Source organism: Bacillus sp. FSL K6-2971, assembly GCF_038006405.1.
Lineage (GTDB): Bacteria > Bacillota > Bacilli > Bacillales > Bacillaceae > Bacillus > Bacillus pumilus.
In genome coordinates this window covers 3,021,924-3,044,595 of sequence record NZ_JBBOVD010000001.1, presented here as the reverse complement: position 1 = coordinate 3,044,595, position 22,672 = coordinate 3,021,924, and the positions used below count along the sequence as shown (strand labels likewise).

The following is a 22,672-nucleotide window of genomic DNA, read 5'->3' as shown; positions in this document are numbered from 1 at the left end:
TAAAATGAGCGAAAGCAGGTGTTAGAAATAGGAAAGTTGTCGGATACTAATCATAGTTAATATTGATTAGAATAGGAAGATCGGAAAAAAATCTTTATTTGGAGCTGCGATCTGTGAGCCGCTAGAGACGAAAATCACAAGTTGCAAATTGAAATGAGCGTCATATACTGTAAGTCAGATAGACGTTTGTTGGAGGTACAATTATGACTGTTTATCATTTTGTTGGAATAAAAGGGACAGGTATGAGTCCACTGGCCCAAATTCTTCATGATACTGGGTATACTGTCCAAGGATCGGATATCGAAAAACATATCTTTACACAAAAAGCATTAGAAGAGAGAAATATTAAAATTCTTCCATTTGACCCAGATAATATTCAGCCAGGGATGACCGTCATTGCAGGTAATGCATTTCCTGATACACACCCTGAGATTGAACGCGCCCTTTCTGAAGGGATTCCTGTCATTCGTTACCATAAATTCCTTGGAGAATACATGGATACATTCACAAACGTTGCGATTACTGGTGCTCATGGTAAAACGTCAACAACAGGTCTGCTTGCCCATGTGATGCAATCAGCGAAACCAACTTCATACTTAATCGGTGATGGATCTGGTATGGGGAAAGAAAACAGCGAGTATTTTGTATTTGAAGCATGCGAATACCGCAGACACTTCCTCAGCTATCATCCAGACTATGCGATCATGACCAATATTGATTTTGATCATCCTGATTACTTCTCGGATATTGACGACGTGTTTGATGCGTTTCAAAACATGGCACTTCAAGTGAAAAAAGCCATTATCGCTTGCGGTGATGATGAGCATCTGCCTAAGATTCAAGCGAAGGTACCTGTTGTGTACTACGGTTTCAATGAAGAAAATGATTTCCAAGCACGCAATGTTGTGAAAAACACGGAAGGCACTACATTTGATGTCTTTGTACGAAATACGTTTTATGATACCTTCTACATCCCTGCCTATGGAAATCATAATGTCCTTAATTCATTAGCTGTGATTGCATTATGTCACTATGAAGCCATTGATGTAGAGCTCATCAAAGGGGCACTCACGACATTTGGTGGTGTCAAACGCCGCTTTAATGAAAAAGTAGTCGGTGAGCAGGTTTTAATTGACGACTATGCCCATCACCCAACGGAGATTGAAGTCACAATTGAAGCAGCACGCCAAAAGTATCCAGACCGTGATATTGTCGCTGTCTTCCAGCCACATACCTTCACACGTACACAGCAATTCTTAAGTGAATTTGCTGATAGTCTGAAAAAAGCGGACTATGTATACCTATGCGATATTTTCGGTTCAGCCCGTGAAAACATTGGGAAGCTGAGTATCGAAGATTTACGAGAAAAAATCCCGCAGGCCCAATTGATTGCAGAAGAAGATACATCTGTGCTGAAAGCGCATAGAGATGGGATTCTGATCTTTATGGGAGCAGGAGATATTCAAAAATATTTGCGTGCTTATGAAAAAGTCGCTGTATAAATACTTAAACGAAAAGTGCCGTTTTGATCGGCACTTTTTTTATTTTGAATAAAATGTGACAAAGGGGCTAAATGTGTCAAGAACTGCTGCTTTTTTTCATTCGCTGTGGACAGGAATTAGTCAATAAGTGTAGAATTATTAATCAATCGGTCATTCTAGGCGATGTTTGAATGATACAACGAGAGGGTATTGAATTAAATATGCCCGCAACAAAGGAGGTATCAGATGATTATTATTCTATATCTAAGCGTTGCACTGATCGCAATTGCTTTCCTCATTCTTGTCATCTACTTGTCCAAAACATTAAAATCCTTACAGCTGACATTAAAGAATGTTGCATCAACTTTAGAAGGTCTTGAAGGTCAGATGCAAGGGATCACCACAGAGACAGCACAGTTGCTACATAAGACGAATCAGCTTGCTGAAGATATTCAAGACAAATCGGCAAAACTCAACACAGTTGTGGATGCGGTGCAGGGAATTGGCGGCTCGATCAACCAATTTAATACAAGCATAAAGCAGGCAGCTGGTGCGGTTTCTTCATCCGTTGAACGAAATCAAGAAAAAGTCACGGATGTGATAAGCTGGAGTAACGTAGCACTTGAAATTTATAAAAAATGGAAACAACGAAAACACCAAAAATAAACCATTTTCGCATAGGAGGAATAATCATGAGCAAAGACGGAATCAATAGCAAAGACTTTTTGATCGGAACACTTATTGGTGGCATAGTTGGTGCAACAACAGCATTATTCTTAGCGCCGAAGTCAGGGAAAGAGCTTCGCGATGATTTGAACAACCAAGCGAATGCTTTAAAAGACAAAACAGATCAACTCACAACAGATGCAAAGGAAAAAGGCACTGAATATGTGACGATTGCGAAAGATAAAACGTCTGAATTATCTCAGCTGGTGGCAGAGCAGTCAAACCAAATTTTAGACAAAGTGAAAGACATAAAAGAACGTGCAGCTGGAAAAGCTAATCATATGAAAAGTGAAGCAGAAGATGCGGCAGCTGACCTAGCAAGTGAAGCATCAGATGTAGCAGATGAAGCCAAAGTACGAGCACAAGAAGCGAAATCAGAAATTGAAGATGGCATTAAAGATGTCAAAGAAAAAGTAGAACAATCGACTAAAGGCTAACTCTTACTGCACAGAGTGAAGAAGGAGAACATCATGTCAAAACAACTCATTGAAACAGAAGAACAGTTTGATCAACTAACGAATCAAGATGGGACCTTTGTCTTTTTTAAGCACAGTTTGACATGTCCGATCAGTCAAGCGGCTTTTCAAGAGTTTGAAGCATTTGCGTCTGCACATGAAGACGTGCCAACTTATTTCTTGCAAATTCAAAACACAAGAGAGCTTTCATCCTATGTGACAGAAAAGTCAGGGGTAAAGCACGAAAGTCCCCAGGCACTCGTCTTTAGCGGTGGAAAAGTAAAATGGCATGCATCCCACTCAAGCATTACAAAAGAAGCACTTGAACATAATGTGTAGAAGAAACGTCAGCAATTGCTGACGTTTTTTTGATAAAAAAAGGTTTACTTCAATCAAAACTATGCTATAATCTTACACATAATACTTTATCGCTTAAAAGCGTTTGGGTAATAAAGAAAATTTTCGTGACAATTCCGAAATCTTTGTTTATAATAAACCCTATCATGAGAGAATGAAAAAAAAAGCGAGAACAGGCAGAGGAAAGGATGACAAAAATGAGCAACAATGAACTAGAACAATTGAGACAGCAGGCAGATGAACTAAATCTTCAAATCTTAAAACTGATCAATGAAAGAGGAAGCATTGTAAAAGAAATTGGAAAAGCGAAAGAAGCGCAGGGTGTCAACCGTTATGATCCTGTCAGAGAGCGCACAATGCTGAACCAAATTCTTGAAGCAAATGATGGACCATTCGAAAACTCAACAATTCAGCATATTTTCAAAGAGATTTTCAAAGCAGGCCTAGAGCTTCAAGAAGATGACCACAGCAAAGCACTTCTTGTTTCTCGTAAGAAAAAATCGGAAAATACAATCGTGAACATCAATGGAGAAGCGATCGGTGATGGGAAACAGCGTTTCATCGTTGGACCATGTGCTGTTGAAAGCTACGAGCAAGTCGCAGAAGTGGCGGCAGCAGCGAAACAGCAAGGACTAAAACTACTTCGCGGAGGTGCATTTAAACCACGCACAAGTCCATACGATTTCCAAGGACTTGGTGTAGACGGTCTGAAAATTCTAAAGCGTGTAGCGGATGAATACGGTCTTGCTGTCATTAGTGAAATCGTCAATCCTGCTCATATTGAAGAAGCGATTGAGCATATCGATGTCATCCAAATTGGTGCACGAAACATGCAAAATTTCGAGCTATTAAAAGCAGCCGGATCTGTGAAGAAACCAGTTCTTTTAAAACGTGGTCTTGCAGCGACTATTTCAGAATTCATCAATGCAGCTGAATACATCATCGCCCAAGGAAATGACCAAATCATCCTTTGCGAGCGCGGTATCCGCACATATGAAACAGCGACAAGAAATACACTAGATATTTCTGCTGTGCCAATCTTGAAACAAGAAACACATTTACCAGTCTTTGTTGATGTGACGCACTCAACTGGACGTAGAGATCTTCTCCTTCCGACAGCGAAAGCAGCTCTTGCGATTGGAGCAGACGGTGTCATGGCAGAAGTACATCCAGATCCATCTGTTGCTCTATCTGACTCAGCGCAGCAAATGGACATTCCTCAATTCGAAAAATGGTTAGATGCGTTAAGACCACTTGTCAACATTCACGCATAATCATAGATAGAAAAGCCGCCGGATGACTGCCCGGCGGTTTTTCTATGGATAAAATACGATGAAGATTGGGAATGAAAGGAAAAGAGCACATTGCAAGCTTTAAAAGTGCTTGTTCACAATGTTTTCATTTTTAAAATTCAATAGAATCTGCTAAGATCGTTGTCATAGCTGACGTTCTCGACGATTTTTCATGAAATATGATTCAATTTACAGGTAACAAGCTCATTAAAGTTTGTTTAATTTAGTTATAAAAAGAAAGGGAACGTTTTCATATGGTGAAAAAACGTGTATAATTTCATAAAAGAATGTCATTTTGATGTAGATTGAAAAATTATGTGTCTCTTTTCATCGTTTTAATGACAAATAGGATATTATTTTCCTCGTATCTGACATGTCTCTATCCAATTGGTGAATGCTATAGATATGAAGTGTATTTGAAGGAGTGATTTATGTGAATAATGTTACAATATATGATGTAGCAAGAGAAGCAAATGTAAGTATGGCAACGGTATCACGCGTAGTGAATGGGAATCCGAATGTAAAACCAACAACAAGAAAAAAGGTACTTGAAGCGATTGATCGCCTTGGCTATCGCCCGAATGCTGTGGCGCGAGGCCTTGCAAGTAAAAAAACAACAACGGTTGGGGTCATCATCCCTGATATTTCTAGTATCTTCTATTCGGAGCTTGCTCGCGGAATTGAAGATATCGCCACAATGTATAAGTACAACATTATTTTGAGCAACTCAGATCAAAATACCGATAAAGAGCTCCATCTTTTAAATACAATGCTAGGTAAACAAGTAGATGGGATTGTCTTTATGGGTGGAAATATCACAGATGTGCTTGTTGAAGAATTTAAGCGCTCTCCTGTGCCAATTGTTCTTGCTGCATCTGTTGAAGAGCAGGCTCAAACACCATCTGTCAACATCAACTACGAGCAAGCGATTTATGATTCAGTTCAGCTTTTAGTTGAAAAAGGACATAAACGAATTGCCTTCGTATCTGGCCCAATGTCAGAACCGATTAACTCTATGAGAAAGCTTGCAGGCTATAAGCGCGCGCTTGAAGAAGCGGGCATCGCATTTGACGATGCGCTCGTCGCTGAAGGCGATTATTCGTATGATTCTGGAATTGAATCACTTGCTCACTTGCTTGAGCAGTCTGACAAGCCGACAGCTGTTATTGCGGCTACGGATGAAATGGCGCTAGGTGTCATTCATGGAGCACAAGATAGAGGCGTATCCATTCCTGAGGATTTAGAAGTGATTGGTTTTGATAACACGAGACTTTCTCTCATGGTGCGTCCTCAGCTGACAACTGTTGTTCAGCCGACGTATGATATTGGTGCTGTCGCAATGAGACTGCTGACAAAGCTGATGAACAAAGAGCAAGTGGATGACCAAATTGTGGAACTTCCGCACAGAATTGAAGAAAGACAATCAACAAAATAAAACGAAAAAGCAGGCTTACACATCAGTGAATGCCTGCTTTTCTTATGCATTTTTCTTTTCTCTTCTAACGGGCATCAGTGCTTTTTCTACAGTTTGAGCATTTTTTTCTGTGATTTCTGCTTTTCTTGGGATCGGTGGATATAAATCGTCAGAATCTCCCCATGTGGATGGCAGGGTGACAGGCGATTGTTTATGCCAAGCCTGAACCCAGTCCTGAGGCAGTTCATCAGGCGGTGTAATGCCTTTCATTTCAAGCCAAATCCGGCTCCACGCCCTTGGCACGACACGCCAAATATCATATCCTCCTCCGCCGACAGCGATCCATTTGCCATCACAATATTGATGCGCTAACTCATGGGCAAGTCTAGGAATTTCCTCATATATTTTCATGGTGGCAGATAAATGGGTTAACGGATCATAGTAGTGTGCGTCTGCACCGTTTTGCGTCAAAATCACATCTGGTTTAAAAAAAGCAGCAATTTCAGTCACTGCTGTTCGGTATGCTTCAAGGAACGATTCGTCTTCTGTAAATGCATCAAGCGGAATATTGTAGGCGTAGCCATAGCCTTTATCATGACCTCTTTCCTGTACTTGTCCAGTTCCAGGGAACAAATAGCGTCCCGTTTCATGAATTGAGACTGTACAAACCTCAGGGTCGTCATAGAAACTGAATTGTACACCATCTCCGTGATGGGCATCCGTATCAATATACAAAATTCTTGCACCGTATGTCTTTTGAATATATTGAATCGCCACTGAGCTGTCATTATAAATACAGAAGCCAGATGCACGCCCTTTAAACCCGTGATGAAGTCCACCGCCAAGATTCAGTGCATGCTGCGAGTGTCCCATCATTACTTGGTCAACGGCTGTGAGTGTCCCGCCAACAAGGAGAGAAGCTGCCTCATGCATACCTGCAAACATCGGTGTATCCTCCGTGCCAAGACCGTAGCGCTCACCCTCTGCTGTAGAGAGCTTTCCTTCACTAGCCCGCTGCACAGCTTGAATATAATCGGCTGTATGGACGAGCTTTAATTCCTCAAGGGTCGCCATACGCGGTGCGACGATCTCATCATTTGTTAACGCCTTCATTTTTTGAAGCATGTCATATGTTAAGTAGACACGAAGCTGATTGAAGGGATGGTCTTGGTGAAACTGGTACGTTTGAAAAGAGGGTGAAAAAACAAAGGTCGCTTCCTTCATTTGATCGTCTGCTCCATAGGCCACAGCACCTTATAGCCTTTTGCACGAATCAGCTTCGTCACATGATCTGCATGCATGGTTTGAAGGCGGAAGACGAGTACTTTAGATGATTCATTTGCATGCGGATACACAAGCACACTCAGCATTTGAATATGCTGCTCTTTTAAAATGGTCGTAATGTCTGCAAGACCTTCTGTCATTTGGTCCACTTCAACCTCTAAGTGTGACCCAGGCTGATCTGCACCTGTCAGTCTGACAAACGTACGAAGCAAATCAGTCTTTGTGATAATGCCTACAAGCTTGCCGCGTCTCACCACTGGAAGGCAGCCAATTCCGTGTTCAAAAAAGACACTAGAAATCTCTTCAACGAAATCAAGCGGATGAGCAGTAATCGTCTCTAATACCATGATCTCTTCAACAGGCCGCTGAACAAAGAGCTTCCTTTTTTCTGTTTCAAATATACTTGGACTGGCATTTTTAATATCTCGATCTGTCACCATCCCAATGACAGAATCTTGATCAGATACGATTGGAATATGCCGAATGTGATGTGCACTCATTTTGTTTATGGCTTCTTCAATCGTATCGGTTTTTCGCAGCGTGATCACATCACGCTCCATAATTTGTTCAATCATCATTGTTTACCAATCCCCTTTGCCAAAAAAACGAATTGAACGTTAATACATAAAGCGTTGATGGAAGCGAAGACGATCGAAGCGCTCAATCGAATCAGGATTCACATTTTTCCCGATTCTGGCCATTAAACAATTGGCTGGATGTGAGCTGATCTCTGGCTCGTCTGTTGCAAACCAAACAAGACCGCCTGCGTTCATCATTTTCTCCATCATCTTGCGGTACTCCCATACGTTTTTCTTTGTCCCCTTTAAATCCCAATGCCAGTAATATTCAGTTGTAATGATGATATAATTCTCCATTTGCTCATCCATCATGCTCACATCAAGTAAATGCTTACCAAGTGAGCAGCCTCTAAATGGAGGAGCGACCTCAATCGCGCCAAGCTCGATTAAATTGTCCATGTTGCCCTCTGACCAGCGCTCAAGCGGATCAGGATATACATACGTGACATAGCCGACAACAAGCTCATCCACTCGTGCAATGATAATACGTCCTTCTGGAAGGTCTGCTATTTCAACAAGTGCTTGTTTCTGTTCCTCTGGCGTGCGAAATGCCGTTAGGCCTTCATGAAACGTATAGTTCGCAAGCTCTGATGCAGGTACCGGACCTTCAATAAGGATGGTACCTGTTTCTCGCTCAATGGTTTTTGAATAATAAGTTTTAGGATGCTCCACGTATCCACCGCCTCAAATTCTAGTGAGTCGTCTCTATTTTATCTTAAAACCTGCAAGAATTAAAACGGTTTCACTATAAGTTTTTTAAAAATTGAGAAAAAAAGTCATCTATACTATAATGGTCATTGTAAACGTATGCAAAGGGGGACTGTTTGATGAAAGTGGAAACGCTACCATCAGTAAAAGGAAACTATCATTTAAATGATTATGAGCAGGCATACAAAGAATTTTCATGGGAGGAAGCAAGAAAAAACTTCTCATGGTATGAAACAGGAAACATAAATGCAGCCTATGAAGCGATTGACAGACATGCGGACTCGTTTCGTAAGAACAAGGTGGCGCTTCACTACAAAGATTCACAGCGGGATGAAAAGTATACGTTCAGGGATATGAAAATCAACACAAATAAAGCGGGAAATCTATTCAGAGAAAAGGCGCATGTGCAAAAAGGGGATCGCGTATTTATCTTTATGCCAAGATCACCTGAGCTCTATTTTCTTCTGCTTGGCGCAGTTAAAATTGGTGCGATCGTTGGCCCGTTATTTGAGGCATTCATGGAAGGTGCGGTCAAAGACCGTTTAGAAAATAGCGAGGCGAAGGTCATTGTGACAACGCCCGATCTGCTTGAACGAATTCCGTTTGCAGAGCTTCCGAAACTTGAATCCGTCATCATTGTCGGCGGTGAAAAGGAAGATATCGATGGCGTTCGGACAATCCATTATGAAGAGGCTTTTGCGCAGGCGGCGAAGGACCTTGAAATCGAATGGATGGATGAAAAAGACGGCTTTCTGCTTCATTACACGTCAGGGTCGACAGGTACGCCAAAAGGTGTGCTGCATGTCCATGGTGCAATGGTGCAGCAAGACCAGACTGGTAAATGGGTGCTTGATCTGAAAGAAGACGATGTCTACTGGTGTACAGCTGACCCAGGCTGGGTAACAGGCACAGTGTACGGCATTTTTTCACCGTGGTTAAATGGGGCGACGAATGTCATTTTAGGCGGCAGATTTAACCCTGATACGTGGTATGAAACGATTGAATCACTAGGTGTGACCGTTTGGTACAGTGCACCGACCGCCTTTAGAATGCTAATGGGAGCAGGAGATGACCTCATTCAAAAATATGATCTCAGCTCGCTCCGTCATGTGTTAAGTGTAGGTGAGCCTCTTAATCCAGAAGTCATCCGCTGGGGAGATGCTGTATTTGGCAAACGAATTCATGACACTTGGTGGATGACTGAAACCGGTGCTCAACTGATTTGTAATTATCCATGCATGGACATTAAACCAGGCTCAATGGGAAAACCGGTTCCAGGCGTAGAAGCTGCGATTGTGGATAATGCCGGAAATGAACTTCCGCCATATCGGATGGGCAACCTCGCCATCAAAAAAGGCTGGCCGTCTATGATGCATACGATCTGGAACAATCCTGAAAAATATGAATCTTACTTTATGCCGGGAGATTGGTATGTTTCAGGAGATTCAGCTTATATGGACGAAGACGGATACTTTTGGTTCCAGGGACGTGTCGATGATGTGATCATGACATCAGGAGAGCGGGTCGGTCCTTTTGAGGTGGAAAGCAAACTGGTCGAACATCCAGCCATTGCAGAGGCTGGTGTCATTGGAAAACCAGATCCGGTCCGCGGTGAAATTATTAAAGCATTCATTGCGCTTAGAAGCGGATATGAGCCGACAGATGAGCTAAAAGAAGAGATTCGTACGTTTGTGAAAAAAGGACTCGCTGCACATGCGGCACCGAGAGAAATCGAGTTTAAAGACAAACTGCCTAAAACGCGAAGCGGAAAAATTATGAGACGTGTGCTAAAGGCGTGGGAACTGAATTTACCGGCTGGCGACCTATCGACAATGGAAGATTAATTTTTTTCATCAGTTGACTTGATATCAAAAGTATGTTTAAAATGGCATTAGTTGAATATATAAAGGTTTTGACTGAGATTCAGTAGAATCATCTTTCCCTGTCCAAGAGAGCTGACGGCTGGTGCGAGTCAGTACAAAGAGATATTCGAATTACCCTCACGAACCGCTTTTACGAAAAGGAGCATACGTGCTTCCCTGATTAGTGAAAGAACGGATCTGTCCGTTATCAGTGTAAGTGAAAAGATGTGATTTGTTGTCTTTTAAGCAGGGTGGTACCGCGATATATATCGTCCCTTCGTTCATTCGAAGGGGCGTTTTTTATGTTAAATTGTAAAAAAAGGAGAATGAAATATGAGTCAATTGATGGAAGAGTTATCGTTCAGAGGATTAATTCAGCAGCAAACAGATGAAGAAGGTTTAACAAAATTATTATCGGAAGAAAAAATCAAGCTTTACTCCGGTTTTGACCCAACAGCGGACAGCTTACACATTGGTCACCTATTGCCAATTTTAACATTACGCAGATTCCAGGAAGCAGGCCATCACCCGATTGCCCTCGTTGGCGGCGCAACTGGACTAATCGGCGACCCTAGCTTCAAAAAGGCAGAACGTTCACTAAACCCAGCAGAAATCGTGGAACAGTGGTCAGAGAAAATCAAAGGACAGCTCTCTCAATTTCTTGATTTTGAAGCAGGCGAGAACCCAGCCGTTATCGTGAATAACTACGACTGGATCAGCCAAATGAATGTCATCACGTTCCTTCGTGATATTGGAAAGAACTTCGGTGTGAACTTCATGCTGGCAAAAGATATCGTCAGCTCACGTATCGAAACAGGGATTTCGTACACAGAATTCAGCTACGTCATTCTGCAATCTTTAGACTTCTTAAACCTTTACAGAAATGAAAACTGTAAGCTGCAAATCGGCGGAAGCGATCAGTGGGGAAATATCACGTCTGGACTTGAGTTGATCCGTAAGTCTGAAGCAGAAGGCGCAAAAGCATTCGGTCTCACGATGCCGCTTGTCACAAAAGCAGACGGCACAAAGTTCGGTAAAACAGAAGGCGGCGCAATCTGGTTAGATAAAGAAAAAACGTCCCCATATGAATTCTACCAATTCTGGATCAACACAGATGACCGTGACGTCGTGAAATACTTAAAATACTTTACGTTCTTATCGAAAGAAGAGATCGCATCGTACGAAGAAAAAGTGCAAACAGCACCTGAAAAACGTGAAGCACAGCGCCGTCTAGCAGAGGAAGTCACGACACTTGTACATGGCCGTGAATCACTAGAACAGGCAGTCAACATCTCAAATGCGCTATTCAAAGGCGAGATTAAATCTCTTTCAGCCGAAGAAGTCAAAGTAGGCTTTAAAGATGTTCCATCAATGGAGAAAAGTAGCACAGAAGAGTTAACACTTGTCGATGTCCTTGTGGAATCAAAGCTGTCACCATCAAAACGTCAAGCACGTGAAGACATCACAAATGGGGCAGTTTCCATTAACGGAGAGAGACAAACCGATAAAGACTATGTCCTTTCAGCTGAAGATAGAATTGAAAACCAATTTACTGTTTTAAGAAGAGGGAAAAAGAAATACTTCCTTGTGAATTACAAATAAGAACGATGTGCAGCCGGCTGCGATAACCGGCTGCTTTTTTTATTCAGAGTTAAGAGTCTATTAGACTGCTAATAGAGACTTAGTCTAGTCTTTTGGCATTGGCGTTTTAGAAAGTCAAAGGTGCTTTTTCAGTAATTATTTTCTATAAAATAAAGCAACAAACAGTGCCTTGTTCACTTTTCTGACATATTTTTCTTGTATAAAATAGAGTCGAATAAGATGAATTAGGGGGAATGAAAGTGATTTGTTTTAAGAAAAAGAGTTTGCAAATTCTTGTTGCCCTTGCCTTAGTGATAGGTTCAATGGCCTTCATCCAGCCGAAAGAAATCAAAGCGGCTGAGCACAATCCGGTTGTGATGGTGCATGGTATGGGAGGAGCGTCTTACAACTTCGCTTCGATTAAAAGTTACTTGGTCACACAAGGCTGGGATCGAAATCAATTATTTGCTATCGATTTCATAGACAAAACAGGGAATAACCGCAACAATGGCCCGCGTCTATCTAGATTCGTCAAAGATGTGCTAGGCAAAACAGGTGCCAAAAAAGTAGATATTGTGGCACATAGTATGGGCGGAGCGAACACGCTATACTATATTAAGAATCTAGACGGCGGTGATAAAATTGAAAACGTCGTCACACTTGGTGGAGCGAATGGACTCGTTTCACTCAGAGCATTACCAGGCACCGATCCAAATCAAAAAATTCTTTATACATCTGTCTATAGCTCAGCCGATATGATTGTTGTCAACAGCCTCTCGCGTTTAATTGGCGCAAGAAATGTCCTCATTCACGGCGTTGGTCACATCAGTCTATTAGCTTCAAGCCAAGTCAAAGGGTATATCAAAGAAGGACTGAACGGCGGGGGCCAGAATACGAATTAAAGGAAAAATGAAAAAAGACAGCGAAATGTGCTGTCTTTTTTGATGTTATTAGAGAGATTGTGACGAATAGATCATGAGAGAGGCTTTGATGGAGGAACGTGAAAGCAAAAGCATGCAGACGATGACGCAAAAGCTAAAGCTATATTTTTTAGGATACTTTCTTTATTTTTCATGCTCATTTTTCATCATCTATTTCATCTGGATGAATATCGTCAAATCAGTTCAAATGGGAGAGGTGATGTCTAACTGTACCTCGACCATCGCGGTATCTATTACATTCTTGCTAGTGTATGGTTTGTCTTGTTGATTCAAAAACAAGCAAAACATCATGAAGAGAAATAAAAGCATATACAAATGGATCACCATTCCTTACACTACATGTATTGGATAAGAATTTTCGGAGGTGGGCATTTGTGCAGAAGAATCAAAAAGCTTTAATCATTGTGGATGTACAGAAGGCATTCGAGCATGAAAAATGGGGAGAACGTAATAATCTAGAGGCAGAGAAGAATATTAGCCGTCTATTAACGTTTTGGAGAGAGAAAGGCTGGAAAGTGATTCATATTCAGCATACAGCTGACAATCCGGATTCTTTATTTTATCCGGCAAATGAAGGGCATTGCTTCAAAGGTATCGCCAAACCGCTAGATGATGAAATGGTGATACAAAAGAAAGTCAACAGCAGCTTTATAGGCACAAACTTAGAGGAACAACTAAGATCAAACGAGATCGACACTGTTGTAATCGCAGGATTAACAACACCGCACTGCGTATCTACAACAACAAGAATGAGCGGCAATCTAGGCTTTGATACATTTCTCATTTCTGATGCATCTGCTGCCTTTGGACTAACAGATCAAAACGGTACATATTATAATCCCGAAATGATTCATCGGCTATCACTTGCTACATTGCATGATGAATTTGCTACTGTCATGACAACAGAGCAATTGATTAGTGATTTGATGGAAAAATAAAAAATCACACTTGAGAGAAACATGGAACAAAAGATCCTCTAGAATTCTAGGGGATTTTTTTTATGATAGAATTTATGGATTTGAACAGTTTCTAGTCATCATGAAAAAAATAGACAAATTTAGCGCAAAATTCAATCAAATTTTCATAAAAGGCTTTTGTCAGAGTCTAGCAAATGATGTTGATTCTACGCTTATCTTTATTCTTTGGAGATTTAACTTATCTGCACGTATTTATAGATGTAACATATCTATAATGATAAAGGAGATGAATAACTGATGGGTTGTGATAAGTATAAAAAATGCCCTAAATGTAAACAGAAACTATCAAAATCAAATTGTTGCATCATTTGTGAAACAAAAGTAATTGTAGGACGAAGAGGATTACGGGGATTACGAGGGGTTCGAGGAGCCACAGGAGCGACCGGTGCAACAGGAGCAACAGGCACGGGCACAGGAGCAACGGGAGCAACGGGAGCAACGGGTGCCGCAGGAGCTACAGGAGGCACAGGTCCAACAGGTGCAACGGGAGATACGGGTGCCACAGGAGCGACCGGTGCAACAGGAGCAACGGGTGCCGCAGGAGCCACCGGTCCAACGGGTGCAACAGGAGCAACGGGTGCCGCAGGAGCGACCGGTCCAACAGGTGCAACAGGAGATACGGGAGCTACAGGAGCGACCGGTCCAACAGGTGCAACAGGAGATACGGGAGCAACAGGAGCCACCGGTCCAACGGGTGCAACAGGAGCAACAGGTGCCGCAGGAGCGACCGGTCCAACAGGTGCAACAGGAGATACGGGAGCTACAGGAGCGACCGGTCCAACGGGTGCAACAGGAGCAACGGGTGCCGCAGGAGCTACAGGTCCAACAGGTGCAACGGGAGCCACAGGAGCGACCGGTCCAACGGGTGCAACAGGAGCAACGGGTGCCGCAGGAGCGACCGGTCCAACAGGTGCAACAGGAGATACGGGAGCAACAGGAGCGACCGGTCCAACGGGTGCAACAGGTGCCGCAGGAGCCACAGGTCCAACAGGTGCAACAGGTGCAACAGGAGATACGGGAGCTACAGGAGCGACCGGGGCAACAGGAGCAACGGGTGCCGCAGGAGCTACAGGTCCAACAGGTGCAACGGGAGCAACGGGAGCCACAGGAGCAACGGGAGCCACAGGAGCAACGGGAGCCACAGGAGCAACGGGAGCCACAGGAGCAACGGGTGCCGCAGGAGCGACCGGTCCAACAGGTGCAACAGGAGATACGGGGGCTACAGGAGCCACAGGAGCAACGGGTGCCGCAGGAGCTACAGGTCCAACAGGTGCAACAGGAGATACGGGAGCAACAGGAGCGACCGGTCCAACGGGTGCAACAGGAGATACGGGTGCCGCGGGAGCAACAGGAGCGACCGGTCCAACAGGAGCGACCGGTGCCGCAGGAGCAACCGGTGCAACGGGTGCAACAGGAGATACGGGAGCTACAGGAGCGACCGGGGCAACGGGTGCAACAGGAGATACGGGAGCAACAGGAGATACGGGAGTCACAGGAGCGACCGGTCCAACGGGTGCAACAGGAGATACGGGAGCAACAGGAGCCACCGGTCCAACAGGAAATACGGGTGCCGCGGGAGCTACAGGAGCGACCGGTCCAACAGGTGCAACAGGAGATACGGGAGCCACAGGAGCCACCGGTCCAACGGGTGCAACAGGAGATACGGGTGCCGCGGGAGCAACAGGAGCGACCGGTCCAACAGGAGCGACCGGTCCAACGGGTGCAACAGGAGATACGGGTGCCGCAGGAGCCACAGGAGCGACCGGTCCAACAGGTGCAACAGGAGATACGGGAGCCACAGGTGCAACAGGAGTAACCGGTGCTGCGGGAGCAACAGGAGCGACCGGTCCAACGGGTGCCACAGGAGATACGGGAGCCACAGGAGCGACCGGTGCAACGGGTGCCGCAGGAGCTACAGGAGCGACCGGTGCAACAGGAGCCACAGGAGCCACAGGAGCAGGGCTAGCTGAATTTGCATATGTATACAATCTAAGTGCTGAAACAGTAGCTTTAGAGGCCCCGGTGATTTTTGACTCAACTGGAATTATTACTTCTGGTATTACACATGCCCCTGGAACTTCTCAAATTATAGTCACCAATCCAGGAAACTACGAGGTTACTTTTTCAGTTTCTGGCGTAGAGCCAAATCAATTTACCCTATTTGTAAATGGAGGTCCTGTGACGAACACAGTTTATGGGTCAGGAGCTGGTACTCAACAGAATAACGGTCAGGCAATCCTCGCTCTAGCAGCGGGTGACACGCTTACTCTTGTAAACCATACTTCCGCAGCAGCAGTTACTCTTCAAACCCTAGCAGGAGGGACTCAAACAAACGTGAATGCTTCTATTATTATTAAAAAATTAGACTAACTTCAATGTGTAGAAATGCTTTTAGAAGTTTTGTCTGGTGCTCGTCTTGTGTATAGTCTGTTTTCTATATATGTTTTTAATTCATTTGTTCATAGGAGAATGCAAACAAAAAAACCTAGACCACCTTGAACAATCAAGGGATCTAGGGTTTGTTTGACCTCTCTTTGGAGAGTCATGAAATTAACGAGAGTAGAACTCAACGATTAGTTGTTCGCTGATTTCAGGCGCTAATTCAGAACGCTCTGGAAGACGAGTGAAAGTTCCTTCAAGCTTTTCAGCATCGAAAGTAAGGTATTCAGGAACGAAGCTGTTAACTTCAACTGATTCTTTCACAACTGCAAGGTTTTGAGATTTCTCACGAAGAGCAATCGTTTGACCTGGTTTCACAGAGAAAGATGGGATGTCTACACGGCTTCCATCAACAAGGATGTGACCATGGTTGACTAGCTGACGAGCTTGGCGGCGAGTACGAGCAAGGCCAAGACGGTATACTAGGTTGTCAAGGCGAGTTTCAAGAAGGATCATGAAGTTTTCACCTTGTTTACCAGGAAGTTTATCAGCTTTGTCAAATAGTGTACGGAATTGACGTTCGTTGACACCGTACATGTGACGAAGCTTTTGCTTCTCTTGTAATTGTAAACCATATTCAGATAGTTTTTTGCGTTGTCCTGGACCATGTGGGCCTGGAGCGTAAGGGCGTTTTTCAAGTTCCTTACCTGTTCCGCTTAATGAAATGCCTAAACGGCGGGAAATCTTCCAACTTGGACCTGTATAGCGAGCCATAATGTGACTCCTCCTTATTTGTTTTTATTTGTGAAAAATAAAAACCGTCTGTTCTTTGTCTTTTCCGTCATTATGTTTTCATGCATCCTCGCTCCAGCAGCAGGGAGTTACAAGATGCACCTTCATATAGAAGGAACAAAATGATACAAAAAAGCCGAACAAAAAGGCTGCCATATTTCACACAAATTCTATTATATGACGCTGGATAGGAGAAGTCAACCTATTTAAAGGGCAATGGCGATGCTTTGCGTCTGCGAAGAAAACAAAAAAGCAGACAATATGCCTGCTTTTTTGTAAGATTACGCATTTGTAGAGGCGGATAATGCCTTTTGGAGTACCTCGGTAAATTGAATTAAGTAGGTTTCATCTAATTCACTGAAACGGTCTTTCACGGGACTGTCAATGTCGAGCACCCCAATGATCTCTCCATTTACCTTGAGCGGAACGACAATTTCAGATTGTGATGCTGCATCACATGCAATATGTCCAGGGAATGCGTGCACATCAGCGATACGCTGGACTTCACCTGTTGCAAATGCAGTACCGCAAACGCCTTTTCCAGATGGGATACGCACACATGCAGGCAGTCCGTTAAACGGTCCGAGCACAAGCTCGCCGCCTTTAGCCAAATAAAATCCTGCCCAATTGACCTCTGGGAGTGAATGATACAATAGCGCCGCCGCATTTGCTAGGTTGGCAATTAGATCAGGCTCGCCATCTGTAATGGCTTCGACCTGTTTAACGAGCAATTGATAGTCTTTTGATGGATCGCCAGACTGTTTTTCGACATGAAACATGAAAATCTCCTACTTTCTATCTCAAAAATACATAACTTGCGTTTCGCATGTGGGATTTGTCGAGCAAATATAAAAGGAACTTCCGCCTTCATCTTGAAGTATGTACACATGAAGAGGGGTGAGCGGATGAAAGCATCAACAACCGTGCAAACAAAAGACCGTATTATTGAAGCTGCCATCAGACTTTTTAACCAAAAAGGATTTTCTGGAACCTCTGTCCGTGAGATTGCGAAGGAAGCAAACGTCAACGTTGCCCACATTTCTTATTACTTTCAAGGAAAAGGAGGGCTGCTTGAGCAGCTCGTATCCGATTTTTATGAAGGCTATATTCACATGATTGAATCACATATCCATCACATGGAAACTCGTCATGCAAAAGAATGCTTACTACATGTGGTTTTTGATATTTTATCTTATCAGCACAAGCACCGTCAATTAACCCGTTTCGTTTATCGAGAGGTGACGATTGATTCGACGCTCATTAGAGAAATTATGTCGACCTATTTAACGAAAGAAAAATATTTGTTTCAGCTCATCATTGAAAAAGGAAAAAGCACCCATGTGATTTGTGAGCAGCTCTCCATCTCATCTTTTATGATTCAGCTGAAATCACTACTCATGATGCCCTATTTACAGCCGCAATATTTAACGGAGGTGCTTTATTTAAATCCAAATGAGCCTTATTTCTATCAAATGTATTTTAAGGAACTGAGCCGCTCGCTTCATCATTTACTAGAACCAAAAAAGCCGGCATTAGATTCTCATTTAAAACTCATGATGTCTTCGAATTGATCATAAGCATATCCGAGATCTTCCGCTTGATGGGCATCAGACCCAAAAATGAGCGGAATTTTTTTCTGTTTTGCAAGATCAATCATCCATTGATCTAAATAGATACTTCTGGCATATGTTTTACGAAGACCTGATGTATTAAAATCTAAGGACATGCCTTTTTTTTCCGTTTCTTCAAGACAAAGGGTGACCTTTTGACAAAGTGCAGGTGTCATCTCAAATGGGAAAAGCTGTTTAAATTTCTGCACAAGGGTGATATGACCGATTCTATTTGGCTTATAGCGACCTAAAGATGATAGAATAGAAGAGTAAATTTGGTCATAGTAGCTTTGATAGACCTGTTCGATGCTGCCGTAGAGGCTTATTAGCTGCTGGAAGGCATGCTCGTCAAAATCAAGGCAAATATAATCATCGCAAGCAGGAAGAAAGTGAACAGATAAAATGCTATCGTCTAGTTCTGGACCATAGCAGTCTAAAAAGGCACTTGTTTCCTCTTCATACTCTTTGATATAGTCAACCTCAAGCCCAGTTTTTACTATTAATTGGCCTTTGTATTCCTGTTTCAACTGATCCAATTTCGTTATATACGATTCAAGTTCTTGGAGCTTCATTGCACTATCCTGCTCTGGTGTTGGATCATGGAACGATGGAGGCAGAGGGGCATGCTCGGTAAAGGTTATGGAATCAAATCCCTTTTTGATGGCTTTTTCAATATAAGAATGAAAAGAATCAAGCGAGCCGTGCGGGCAAAACGGTGTATGTAGATGTGCATCTTGCTTCAGCATGTCGTCACCTCTTGTCGATATTTTGAAAAACGTCATGTTTATCAGCGAAAATAATGAAAAATCATGACCAAAAATGCTGGTTACATGGTATCATAATAACAATGAAAACGACAGCTTCCGCATACATAAAAGCAGGTCACATGAAGACGTGTGATCAAATGATAGAAAGCACTCAAATACTTTCTTGAAAAACATACATACAACCGTGAATGGATGGTATTGGAAAACATACGATCCTGTTTATAAAAAAACAAATGCAAAGCGGACACGAAAGGGTTCTCAGGTCTACTCGGGACACTTTTACCCTGACATCACTTAGATCACAACAAGGGGGCTCATTATGGAGTTTATCATCGGTTTAATTGTCATTTTGCTTGCTTTGTTTTCAGTCGGTTATTTCCTCAGAAAAAATATATATAAAGAGATTGACCGATTGGAAGCATGGAAAATTGAAATTTTGAACAGATCAATTGTAGAAGAAATTTCAAAAATCAAACACTTAAAAATGACCGGAGAAACAGAGCAATTTTTTGAAAGATGGCGTGCAGAGTGGGACGATATCGTCACAGCCCATCTTCCAAAGGTAGAGGAGCTATTATATGACGCAGAAGAGTATTCTGATAAATATCGATTCTCCAAAGCCAAGCAGGTTCTAACGCATATTGAGGACTTGCTGAGTGCTGCTGATTCGAACATTGAAGACATTTTAAAAGAAATTGCAGACCTTGTCACAAGCGAGGAGCAAAATCGCAAGGACATTGAAAAGGTCAAAGAGCAATATCAAACGGTTCGAAAAAATCTACTTGCGTACAGCCATTTATATGGCACCCTTTATGACAAAATGGAGCAGGACTTAGATGAGGCCTGGGAAGGGATCAAGCAGTACGAGGAAGAAACAGAAAACGGAAACTACATGAAAGCAAGAAAGATTTTGCTTGAGCAAGACCGCAGACTCGACCTGCTTCAACTATATATCAATGATGTACCAAAGCTTATTGCAGACTGCAAACAAACCGTACCAGGTCAGCTGACGAAGCTGAAAGACGGATATCAAGAAATGTCAGAAAAAGGCTACAAGTTGGAGCACATTCAGATCACGAAAGAGCTGGAGACTTTAAACAAACAGCTTGCGAGGGCGGAAAAATTGCTCATTGATGAACTCAATTTAGAAGAGGCATCAAGCATTCTGCAAATGATTGATGATGCGATTGAGACGCTGTATGATCAGCTGGAGGCGGAAGTAGAAGCAGGTCAGGAAATCAAAAGCAGATTGCCTGAGCTCACAGAAGCATTCGAAAAGCTCGAGCAAGATCACACACAAACAAAGGCAGAAACGGCTCTTGTGAAAGAAAGCTACAAGCTGACAGCAGGAGAACTCGATCAACAGAAAGCATTTGAAAAACGTTTAGAAGAAATTGAAAAGCTGATGAAACAAATCCGTGAGAAGCTTGATCGTGATCACGTGGCATATTCATTATTAATGGATGAAATCAATCAGCTGGAGACCTTTATCGAAGATGCAAAAGCATTGCATGACACATTTAAAGGTCATCTCCAATCGTTAAGAAAAGAAGAATTACAAGCGAGAGAAACACTGGCTGAGCTCAAAACCATGCTGACAGATACAGTACGCCAGCTGCATAAAAGCAATATTCCAGGTGTACCTGCTGAGATGAAAGAGCGGGCTGAAAAAGCGCAGGAGATGATTCATCAAGTACATGAGCAGCTGGAAAACCTGCCGCTCAACATGCCGGCAGTAAATCAGCAATTAAAAGATGCCTCTGACACAGTCAGAAATGTTGTGGATGAGACAGAAGAAATGCTTGGTAAAGTGGATCAAATTGAACGAATCATTCAATACGGCAATCGTTTTAGAAGTCAAAACCATATTCTTTCAGAACAATTAAAAGAGGCTGAACGAAGATTTTACGCCTATGATTACAACGGATCATTTGATATAGCAGCAGCGGCTGTTGAAAAAGCATCACCCGGAGCTGTTCAAAAGCTGTTAGCTCAGCAAGAAAAAGAGTATCAGCATCAATAAAAAAGCTGAAGTCCTATCAATGGACTTCAGCTTTTTTTATATTATGACGCTTGTTTTTGACGCTCTTCTGAAGCAGAAGAAGTGAAAAGAGAGATTACAAATCCGATCACGATCCCAAGTATTGCAGGGACAATCCAGCCTATGCCAAGGTCATATAAAGGTAGTATTGATTGGAAGAAGTCTTTTATTGGATCGATTGGAAGTTTCGCAGCTGCTAAGCCGTCAAATAAGCTGACGCAGCCTGTTAAAATTAAAGAGAGAGCATATACAGGTCTTCTATGTCCAAGCCACTTATCAGCAAGTGACAAAACAATGATCACAATCGCTAGCGGATAAATCGCAGTTAAAACTGGTACAGAGAAAGCGATAATATGAGCAAGTCCAAAATTCGAAATGATAAAACTGAATAATGTCACGAGTGTAACGACCATTTTATACGAAAGCTTAGGTAGTAACTTCGAGAAATACTCTCCGCATGATGTAACGAGGCCGATACTTGTTGTTAAACAAGCAACCGTAATCGCAGCACCCAACACAATATTTCCTAAACTGCCAAATAGGAATTGAGAAGACTGAGCCAAGATTTTACTGCCATCTCCAACAAAACCAATGGCGTGTGTACTTGAAGCGCCTAAATAAGCAAGAGATAGATAAACAAATGTTAATCCGCAAGCTGCAATCAGACCCGCTTTGATACAAGCAGATGTCAGTGCCTTTTTACTTGTCACACCGCGTCCTTTAATGGCGTTGATGACAACAACCCCAAACACAATAGAAGCAAGAGCATCCATTGTTTTATAGCCCTCTAAAAATCCTTTGAAAAATGACCCGTTGCTATAGGATACATCAGGTGTGCCAATGACGCCCATCGGCGTTAAAATGGCTTTGACAATAATAAGAAGAATAATCGTAAATTTAATCGGTGTTAACACTTTCCCTACACGATCTACAATCTTCGTTGGATTTAGAGCAAGATAATACGTAATACCAAAAAAGACAAGTGTGAATAAAAGAAGGGAGAGCCAAGCTGGTACACCTGCTAAAAAGGGTAATGCACCAATTTCATATGAAACTGTTCCTGTACGAGGAATAGCGAAAAGTGGCCCAATAGATAAATATAAAATGACGGTAAACGCTGTTCCAAAAGCTGGGTGAGCTTTATCAGCTAATCCTTTCGCATCTCGACCTGTCAAAGCGATTGCAATAATCCCTAGAAGAGGTAAACCGACACCTGTTAATAAAAATCCGCCCATTGCTTTCCATACATTTGTGCCAGCATATTGCCCAAGTTCTGGTGGATAAATCATATTTCCGGCGCCGAAGAATAGAGCAAATAACATAAAACCGATAATAACTGTATCTTTCGTCGACAATGTTGCCTTCATTGAATATAAAGCCTCCAATATTATGTTGAAATATTCTGTTAATTAGTTGCTAAAACCGTT

General features: G+C 42.6%; 21 protein-coding genes and 1 other annotated feature. Of the genes, 14 read left to right on the top strand and 7 right to left on the bottom strand.

Annotation, left to right across the window (positions count from 1 at the left end):
• Positions 1 to 203 precede the first annotated feature (203 nt).
• From murC to ccpA, 6 genes are all read left to right on the top strand, one after another.
• A complete protein-coding gene (gene murC / locus MHI33_RS16255; RefSeq protein ID WP_340912587.1) occupies positions 204 to 1,502 on the top strand; it encodes a UDP-N-acetylmuramate--L-alanine ligase in 1,299 nt (432 codons plus the stop codon).
• A 225-nt stretch (positions 1,503 to 1,727) separates the two neighbouring features.
• A complete protein-coding gene (locus tag MHI33_RS16250) occupies positions 1,728 to 2,147 on the top strand; it encodes a DUF948 domain-containing protein (RefSeq protein ID WP_340912585.1) in 420 nt (139 codons plus the stop codon).
• A 26-nt stretch (positions 2,148 to 2,173) separates the two neighbouring features.
• Positions 2,174 to 2,644: a YtxH domain-containing protein gene (locus MHI33_RS16245; RefSeq protein ID WP_340912583.1), complete on the top strand. Its 471-nt coding sequence runs from the start codon at positions 2,174 to 2,176 to the stop codon at positions 2,642 to 2,644.
• Positions 2,645 to 2,677: 33 nt separating this feature from the next.
• Entirely contained in the window at positions 2,678 to 3,001 is a 324-nt protein-coding gene (gene ytxJ, locus MHI33_RS16240; RefSeq protein WP_003217729.1) for a bacillithiol system redox-active protein YtxJ, read from the top strand.
• 215 nt (positions 3,002 to 3,216) lie between these two features.
• Positions 3,217 to 4,293 (top strand): bifunctional 3-deoxy-7-phosphoheptulonate synthase/chorismate mutase, encoded by a 1,077-nt coding sequence (locus tag MHI33_RS16235; RefSeq protein WP_003217626.1) that lies wholly within the window; start codon positions 3,217 to 3,219, stop codon positions 4,291 to 4,293.
• Between the two features lie 451 nt (positions 4,294 to 4,744).
• Positions 4,745 to 5,746 carry a catabolite control protein A gene (ccpA, locus tag MHI33_RS16230; protein ID WP_034665514.1) on the top strand — a complete coding sequence of 334 codons (1,002 nt, stop codon included), beginning with the start codon at positions 4,745 to 4,747 and terminating at the stop codon, positions 5,744 to 5,746.
• A gap of 42 nt (positions 5,747 to 5,788) precedes the next feature.
• On the opposite strand, the gene MHI33_RS16225 is transcribed toward ccpA, so the two are convergent.
• From MHI33_RS16225 to MHI33_RS16215, 3 genes are read right to left on the bottom strand one after another with little or no spacing between them, the layout of a single operon-like run.
• On the bottom strand, positions 5,789 to 6,949 hold the full coding sequence (locus MHI33_RS16225) for an acetoin utilization protein AcuC (RefSeq protein WP_340912581.1): 1,161 nt from the start codon (positions 6,947 to 6,949) through the stop codon (positions 5,789 to 5,791).
• The gene (locus MHI33_RS16220) at positions 6,946 to 7,587 is read right to left on the bottom strand and encodes a CBS and ACT domain-containing protein (RefSeq protein WP_340912579.1); all 642 of its coding nucleotides are present in this window, start codon (positions 7,585 to 7,587) and stop codon (positions 6,946 to 6,948) included. The genes MHI33_RS16225 and MHI33_RS16220 overlap by 4 nt, the downstream gene beginning before the upstream one ends.
• A gap of 39 nt (positions 7,588 to 7,626) precedes the next feature.
• Positions 7,627 to 8,259 carry a GNAT family N-acetyltransferase gene (locus tag MHI33_RS16215; RefSeq protein WP_340912576.1) on the bottom strand — a complete coding sequence of 211 codons (633 nt, stop codon included), beginning with the start codon at positions 8,257 to 8,259 and terminating at the stop codon, positions 7,627 to 7,629.
• Positions 8,260 to 8,414: 155 nt separating this feature from the next.
• On the opposite strand from MHI33_RS16215, the gene acsA reads away from it, so the two are divergent.
• From acsA to MHI33_RS16185, 6 genes are all read left to right on the top strand, one after another.
• Positions 8,415 to 10,139 carry an acetate--CoA ligase gene (acsA, locus tag MHI33_RS16210; protein WP_044142212.1) on the top strand — a complete coding sequence of 575 codons (1,725 nt, stop codon included), beginning with the start codon at positions 8,415 to 8,417 and terminating at the stop codon, positions 10,137 to 10,139.
• Positions 10,140 to 10,198: 59 nt separating this feature from the next.
• Positions 10,199 to 10,437, top strand: a binding site (T-box leader).
• Between the two features lie 53 nt (positions 10,438 to 10,490).
• Complete coding sequence (tyrS, locus tag MHI33_RS16205) at positions 10,491 to 11,759, top strand: tyrosine--tRNA ligase (RefSeq protein ID WP_340912574.1); 1,269 nt, start codon at positions 10,491 to 10,493, stop codon at positions 11,757 to 11,759.
• Positions 11,760 to 12,061: 302 nt separating this feature from the next.
• Positions 12,062 to 12,640 carry an esterase/lipase family protein gene (locus MHI33_RS16200; protein WP_376699985.1) on the top strand — a complete coding sequence of 193 codons (579 nt, stop codon included), beginning with the start codon at positions 12,062 to 12,064 and terminating at the stop codon, positions 12,638 to 12,640.
• 88 nt (positions 12,641 to 12,728) lie between these two features.
• Complete coding sequence (locus MHI33_RS16195) at positions 12,729 to 12,947, top strand: hypothetical protein (RefSeq protein ID WP_254111034.1); 219 nt, start codon at positions 12,729 to 12,731, stop codon at positions 12,945 to 12,947.
• Between the two features lie 106 nt (positions 12,948 to 13,053).
• Complete coding sequence (locus MHI33_RS16190; RefSeq protein ID WP_340912570.1) at positions 13,054 to 13,617, top strand: cysteine hydrolase family protein; 564 nt, start codon at positions 13,054 to 13,056, stop codon at positions 13,615 to 13,617.
• A 276-nt stretch (positions 13,618 to 13,893) separates the two neighbouring features.
• Positions 13,894 to 16,026: a collagen-like protein gene (locus tag MHI33_RS16185; protein ID WP_340912568.1), complete on the top strand. Its 2,133-nt coding sequence runs from the start codon at positions 13,894 to 13,896 to the stop codon at positions 16,024 to 16,026.
• Positions 16,027 to 16,206: 180 nt separating this feature from the next.
• Here the strand turns inward: MHI33_RS16185 and rpsD are convergent, their stop codons facing one another.
• Together rpsD and MHI33_RS16175 are read right to left on the bottom strand one after the other, a co-directional pair.
• Positions 16,207 to 16,809, bottom strand: a complete 603-nt coding sequence (rpsD, locus tag MHI33_RS16180; RefSeq protein ID WP_003216816.1) for a 30S ribosomal protein S4 — start codon at positions 16,807 to 16,809, stop codon at positions 16,207 to 16,209.
• Between the two features lie 299 nt (positions 16,810 to 17,108).
• Positions 17,109 to 17,606, bottom strand: coding sequence for a GAF domain-containing protein (locus MHI33_RS16175; RefSeq protein WP_065098609.1), 498 nt, complete (start codon positions 17,604 to 17,606; stop codon positions 17,109 to 17,111).
• A 126-nt stretch (positions 17,607 to 17,732) separates the two neighbouring features.
• On the opposite strand from MHI33_RS16175, the gene refZ reads away from it, so the two are divergent.
• Positions 17,733 to 18,398 carry a forespore capture DNA-binding protein RefZ gene (refZ, locus tag MHI33_RS16170; protein WP_044139330.1) on the top strand — a complete coding sequence of 222 codons (666 nt, stop codon included), beginning with the start codon at positions 17,733 to 17,735 and terminating at the stop codon, positions 18,396 to 18,398.
• Here the strand turns inward: refZ and hisJ are convergent.
• Entirely contained in the window at positions 18,368 to 19,183 is an 816-nt protein-coding gene (gene hisJ, locus MHI33_RS16165; protein WP_106066880.1) for a histidinol-phosphatase HisJ, read from the bottom strand. The genes refZ and hisJ overlap by 31 nt on opposite strands.
• A gap of 340 nt (positions 19,184 to 19,523) precedes the next feature.
• On the opposite strand from hisJ, the gene ezrA reads away from it, so the two are divergent.
• Positions 19,524 to 21,227 (top strand): septation ring formation regulator EzrA, encoded by a 1,704-nt coding sequence (gene ezrA, locus MHI33_RS16160; RefSeq protein WP_265208030.1) that lies wholly within the window; start codon positions 19,524 to 19,526, stop codon positions 21,225 to 21,227.
• A gap of 41 nt (positions 21,228 to 21,268) precedes the next feature.
• Here ezrA and brnQ read toward each other — a convergent pair whose 3' ends face one another.
• Complete coding sequence (gene brnQ / locus MHI33_RS16155; RefSeq protein ID WP_065098606.1) at positions 21,269 to 22,612, bottom strand: branched-chain amino acid transport system II carrier protein; 1,344 nt, start codon at positions 22,610 to 22,612, stop codon at positions 21,269 to 21,271.
• Between the last annotated feature and the right edge of the window lie 60 nt (positions 22,613 to 22,672).

What these genes read in the sequence shown, in the direction of transcription:
- murC (WP_340912587.1), top strand. Translation starts at nt 204, where the DNA reads ATGACTGTTTATCATTTTGTTGGAATAAAAGGGACAGGTATGAGTCCA.
- MHI33_RS16250 (WP_340912585.1), top strand. Translation starts at nt 1,728, where the DNA reads ATGATTATTATTCTATATCTAAGCGTTGCACTGATCGCAATTGCTTTC.
- MHI33_RS16245 (WP_340912583.1), top strand. Translation starts at nt 2,174, where the DNA reads ATGAGCAAAGACGGAATCAATAGCAAAGACTTTTTGATCGGAACACTT.
- ytxJ (WP_003217729.1), top strand. Translation starts at nt 2,678, where the DNA reads ATGTCAAAACAACTCATTGAAACAGAAGAACAGTTTGATCAACTAACG.
- MHI33_RS16235 (WP_003217626.1), top strand. Translation starts at nt 3,217, where the DNA reads ATGAGCAACAATGAACTAGAACAATTGAGACAGCAGGCAGATGAACTA.
- MHI33_RS16225 (WP_340912581.1), bottom strand. Translation starts at nt 6,949, where the DNA reads ATGAAGGAAGCGACCTTTGTTTTTTCACCCTCTTTTCAAACGTACCAG.
- MHI33_RS16220 (WP_340912579.1), bottom strand. Translation starts at nt 7,587, where the DNA reads ATGATGATTGAACAAATTATGGAGCGTGATGTGATCACGCTGCGAAAA.
- acsA (WP_044142212.1), top strand. Translation starts at nt 8,415, where the DNA reads ATGAAAGTGGAAACGCTACCATCAGTAAAAGGAAACTATCATTTAAAT.
- tyrS (WP_340912574.1), top strand. Translation starts at nt 10,491, where the DNA reads ATGAGTCAATTGATGGAAGAGTTATCGTTCAGAGGATTAATTCAGCAG.
- MHI33_RS16200 (WP_376699985.1), top strand. Translation starts at nt 12,062, where the DNA reads ATGGCCTTCATCCAGCCGAAAGAAATCAAAGCGGCTGAGCACAATCCG.
- MHI33_RS16195 (WP_254111034.1), top strand. Translation starts at nt 12,729, where the DNA reads ATGGAGGAACGTGAAAGCAAAAGCATGCAGACGATGACGCAAAAGCTA.
- MHI33_RS16185 (WP_340912568.1), top strand. Translation starts at nt 13,894, where the DNA reads ATGGGTTGTGATAAGTATAAAAAATGCCCTAAATGTAAACAGAAACTA.
- rpsD (WP_003216816.1), bottom strand. Translation starts at nt 16,809, where the DNA reads ATGGCTCGCTATACAGGTCCAAGTTGGAAGATTTCCCGCCGTTTAGGC.
- MHI33_RS16175 (WP_065098609.1), bottom strand. Translation starts at nt 17,606, where the DNA reads ATGTTTCATGTCGAAAAACAGTCTGGCGATCCATCAAAAGACTATCAA.
- refZ (WP_044139330.1), top strand. Translation starts at nt 17,733, where the DNA reads ATGAAAGCATCAACAACCGTGCAAACAAAAGACCGTATTATTGAAGCT.
- hisJ (WP_106066880.1), bottom strand. Translation starts at nt 19,183, where the DNA reads ATGCTGAAGCAAGATGCACATCTACATACACCGTTTTGCCCGCACGGC.
- ezrA (WP_265208030.1), top strand. Translation starts at nt 19,524, where the DNA reads ATGGAGTTTATCATCGGTTTAATTGTCATTTTGCTTGCTTTGTTTTCA.
- brnQ (WP_065098606.1), bottom strand. Translation starts at nt 22,612, where the DNA reads ATGAAGGCAACATTGTCGACGAAAGATACAGTTATTATCGGTTTTATG.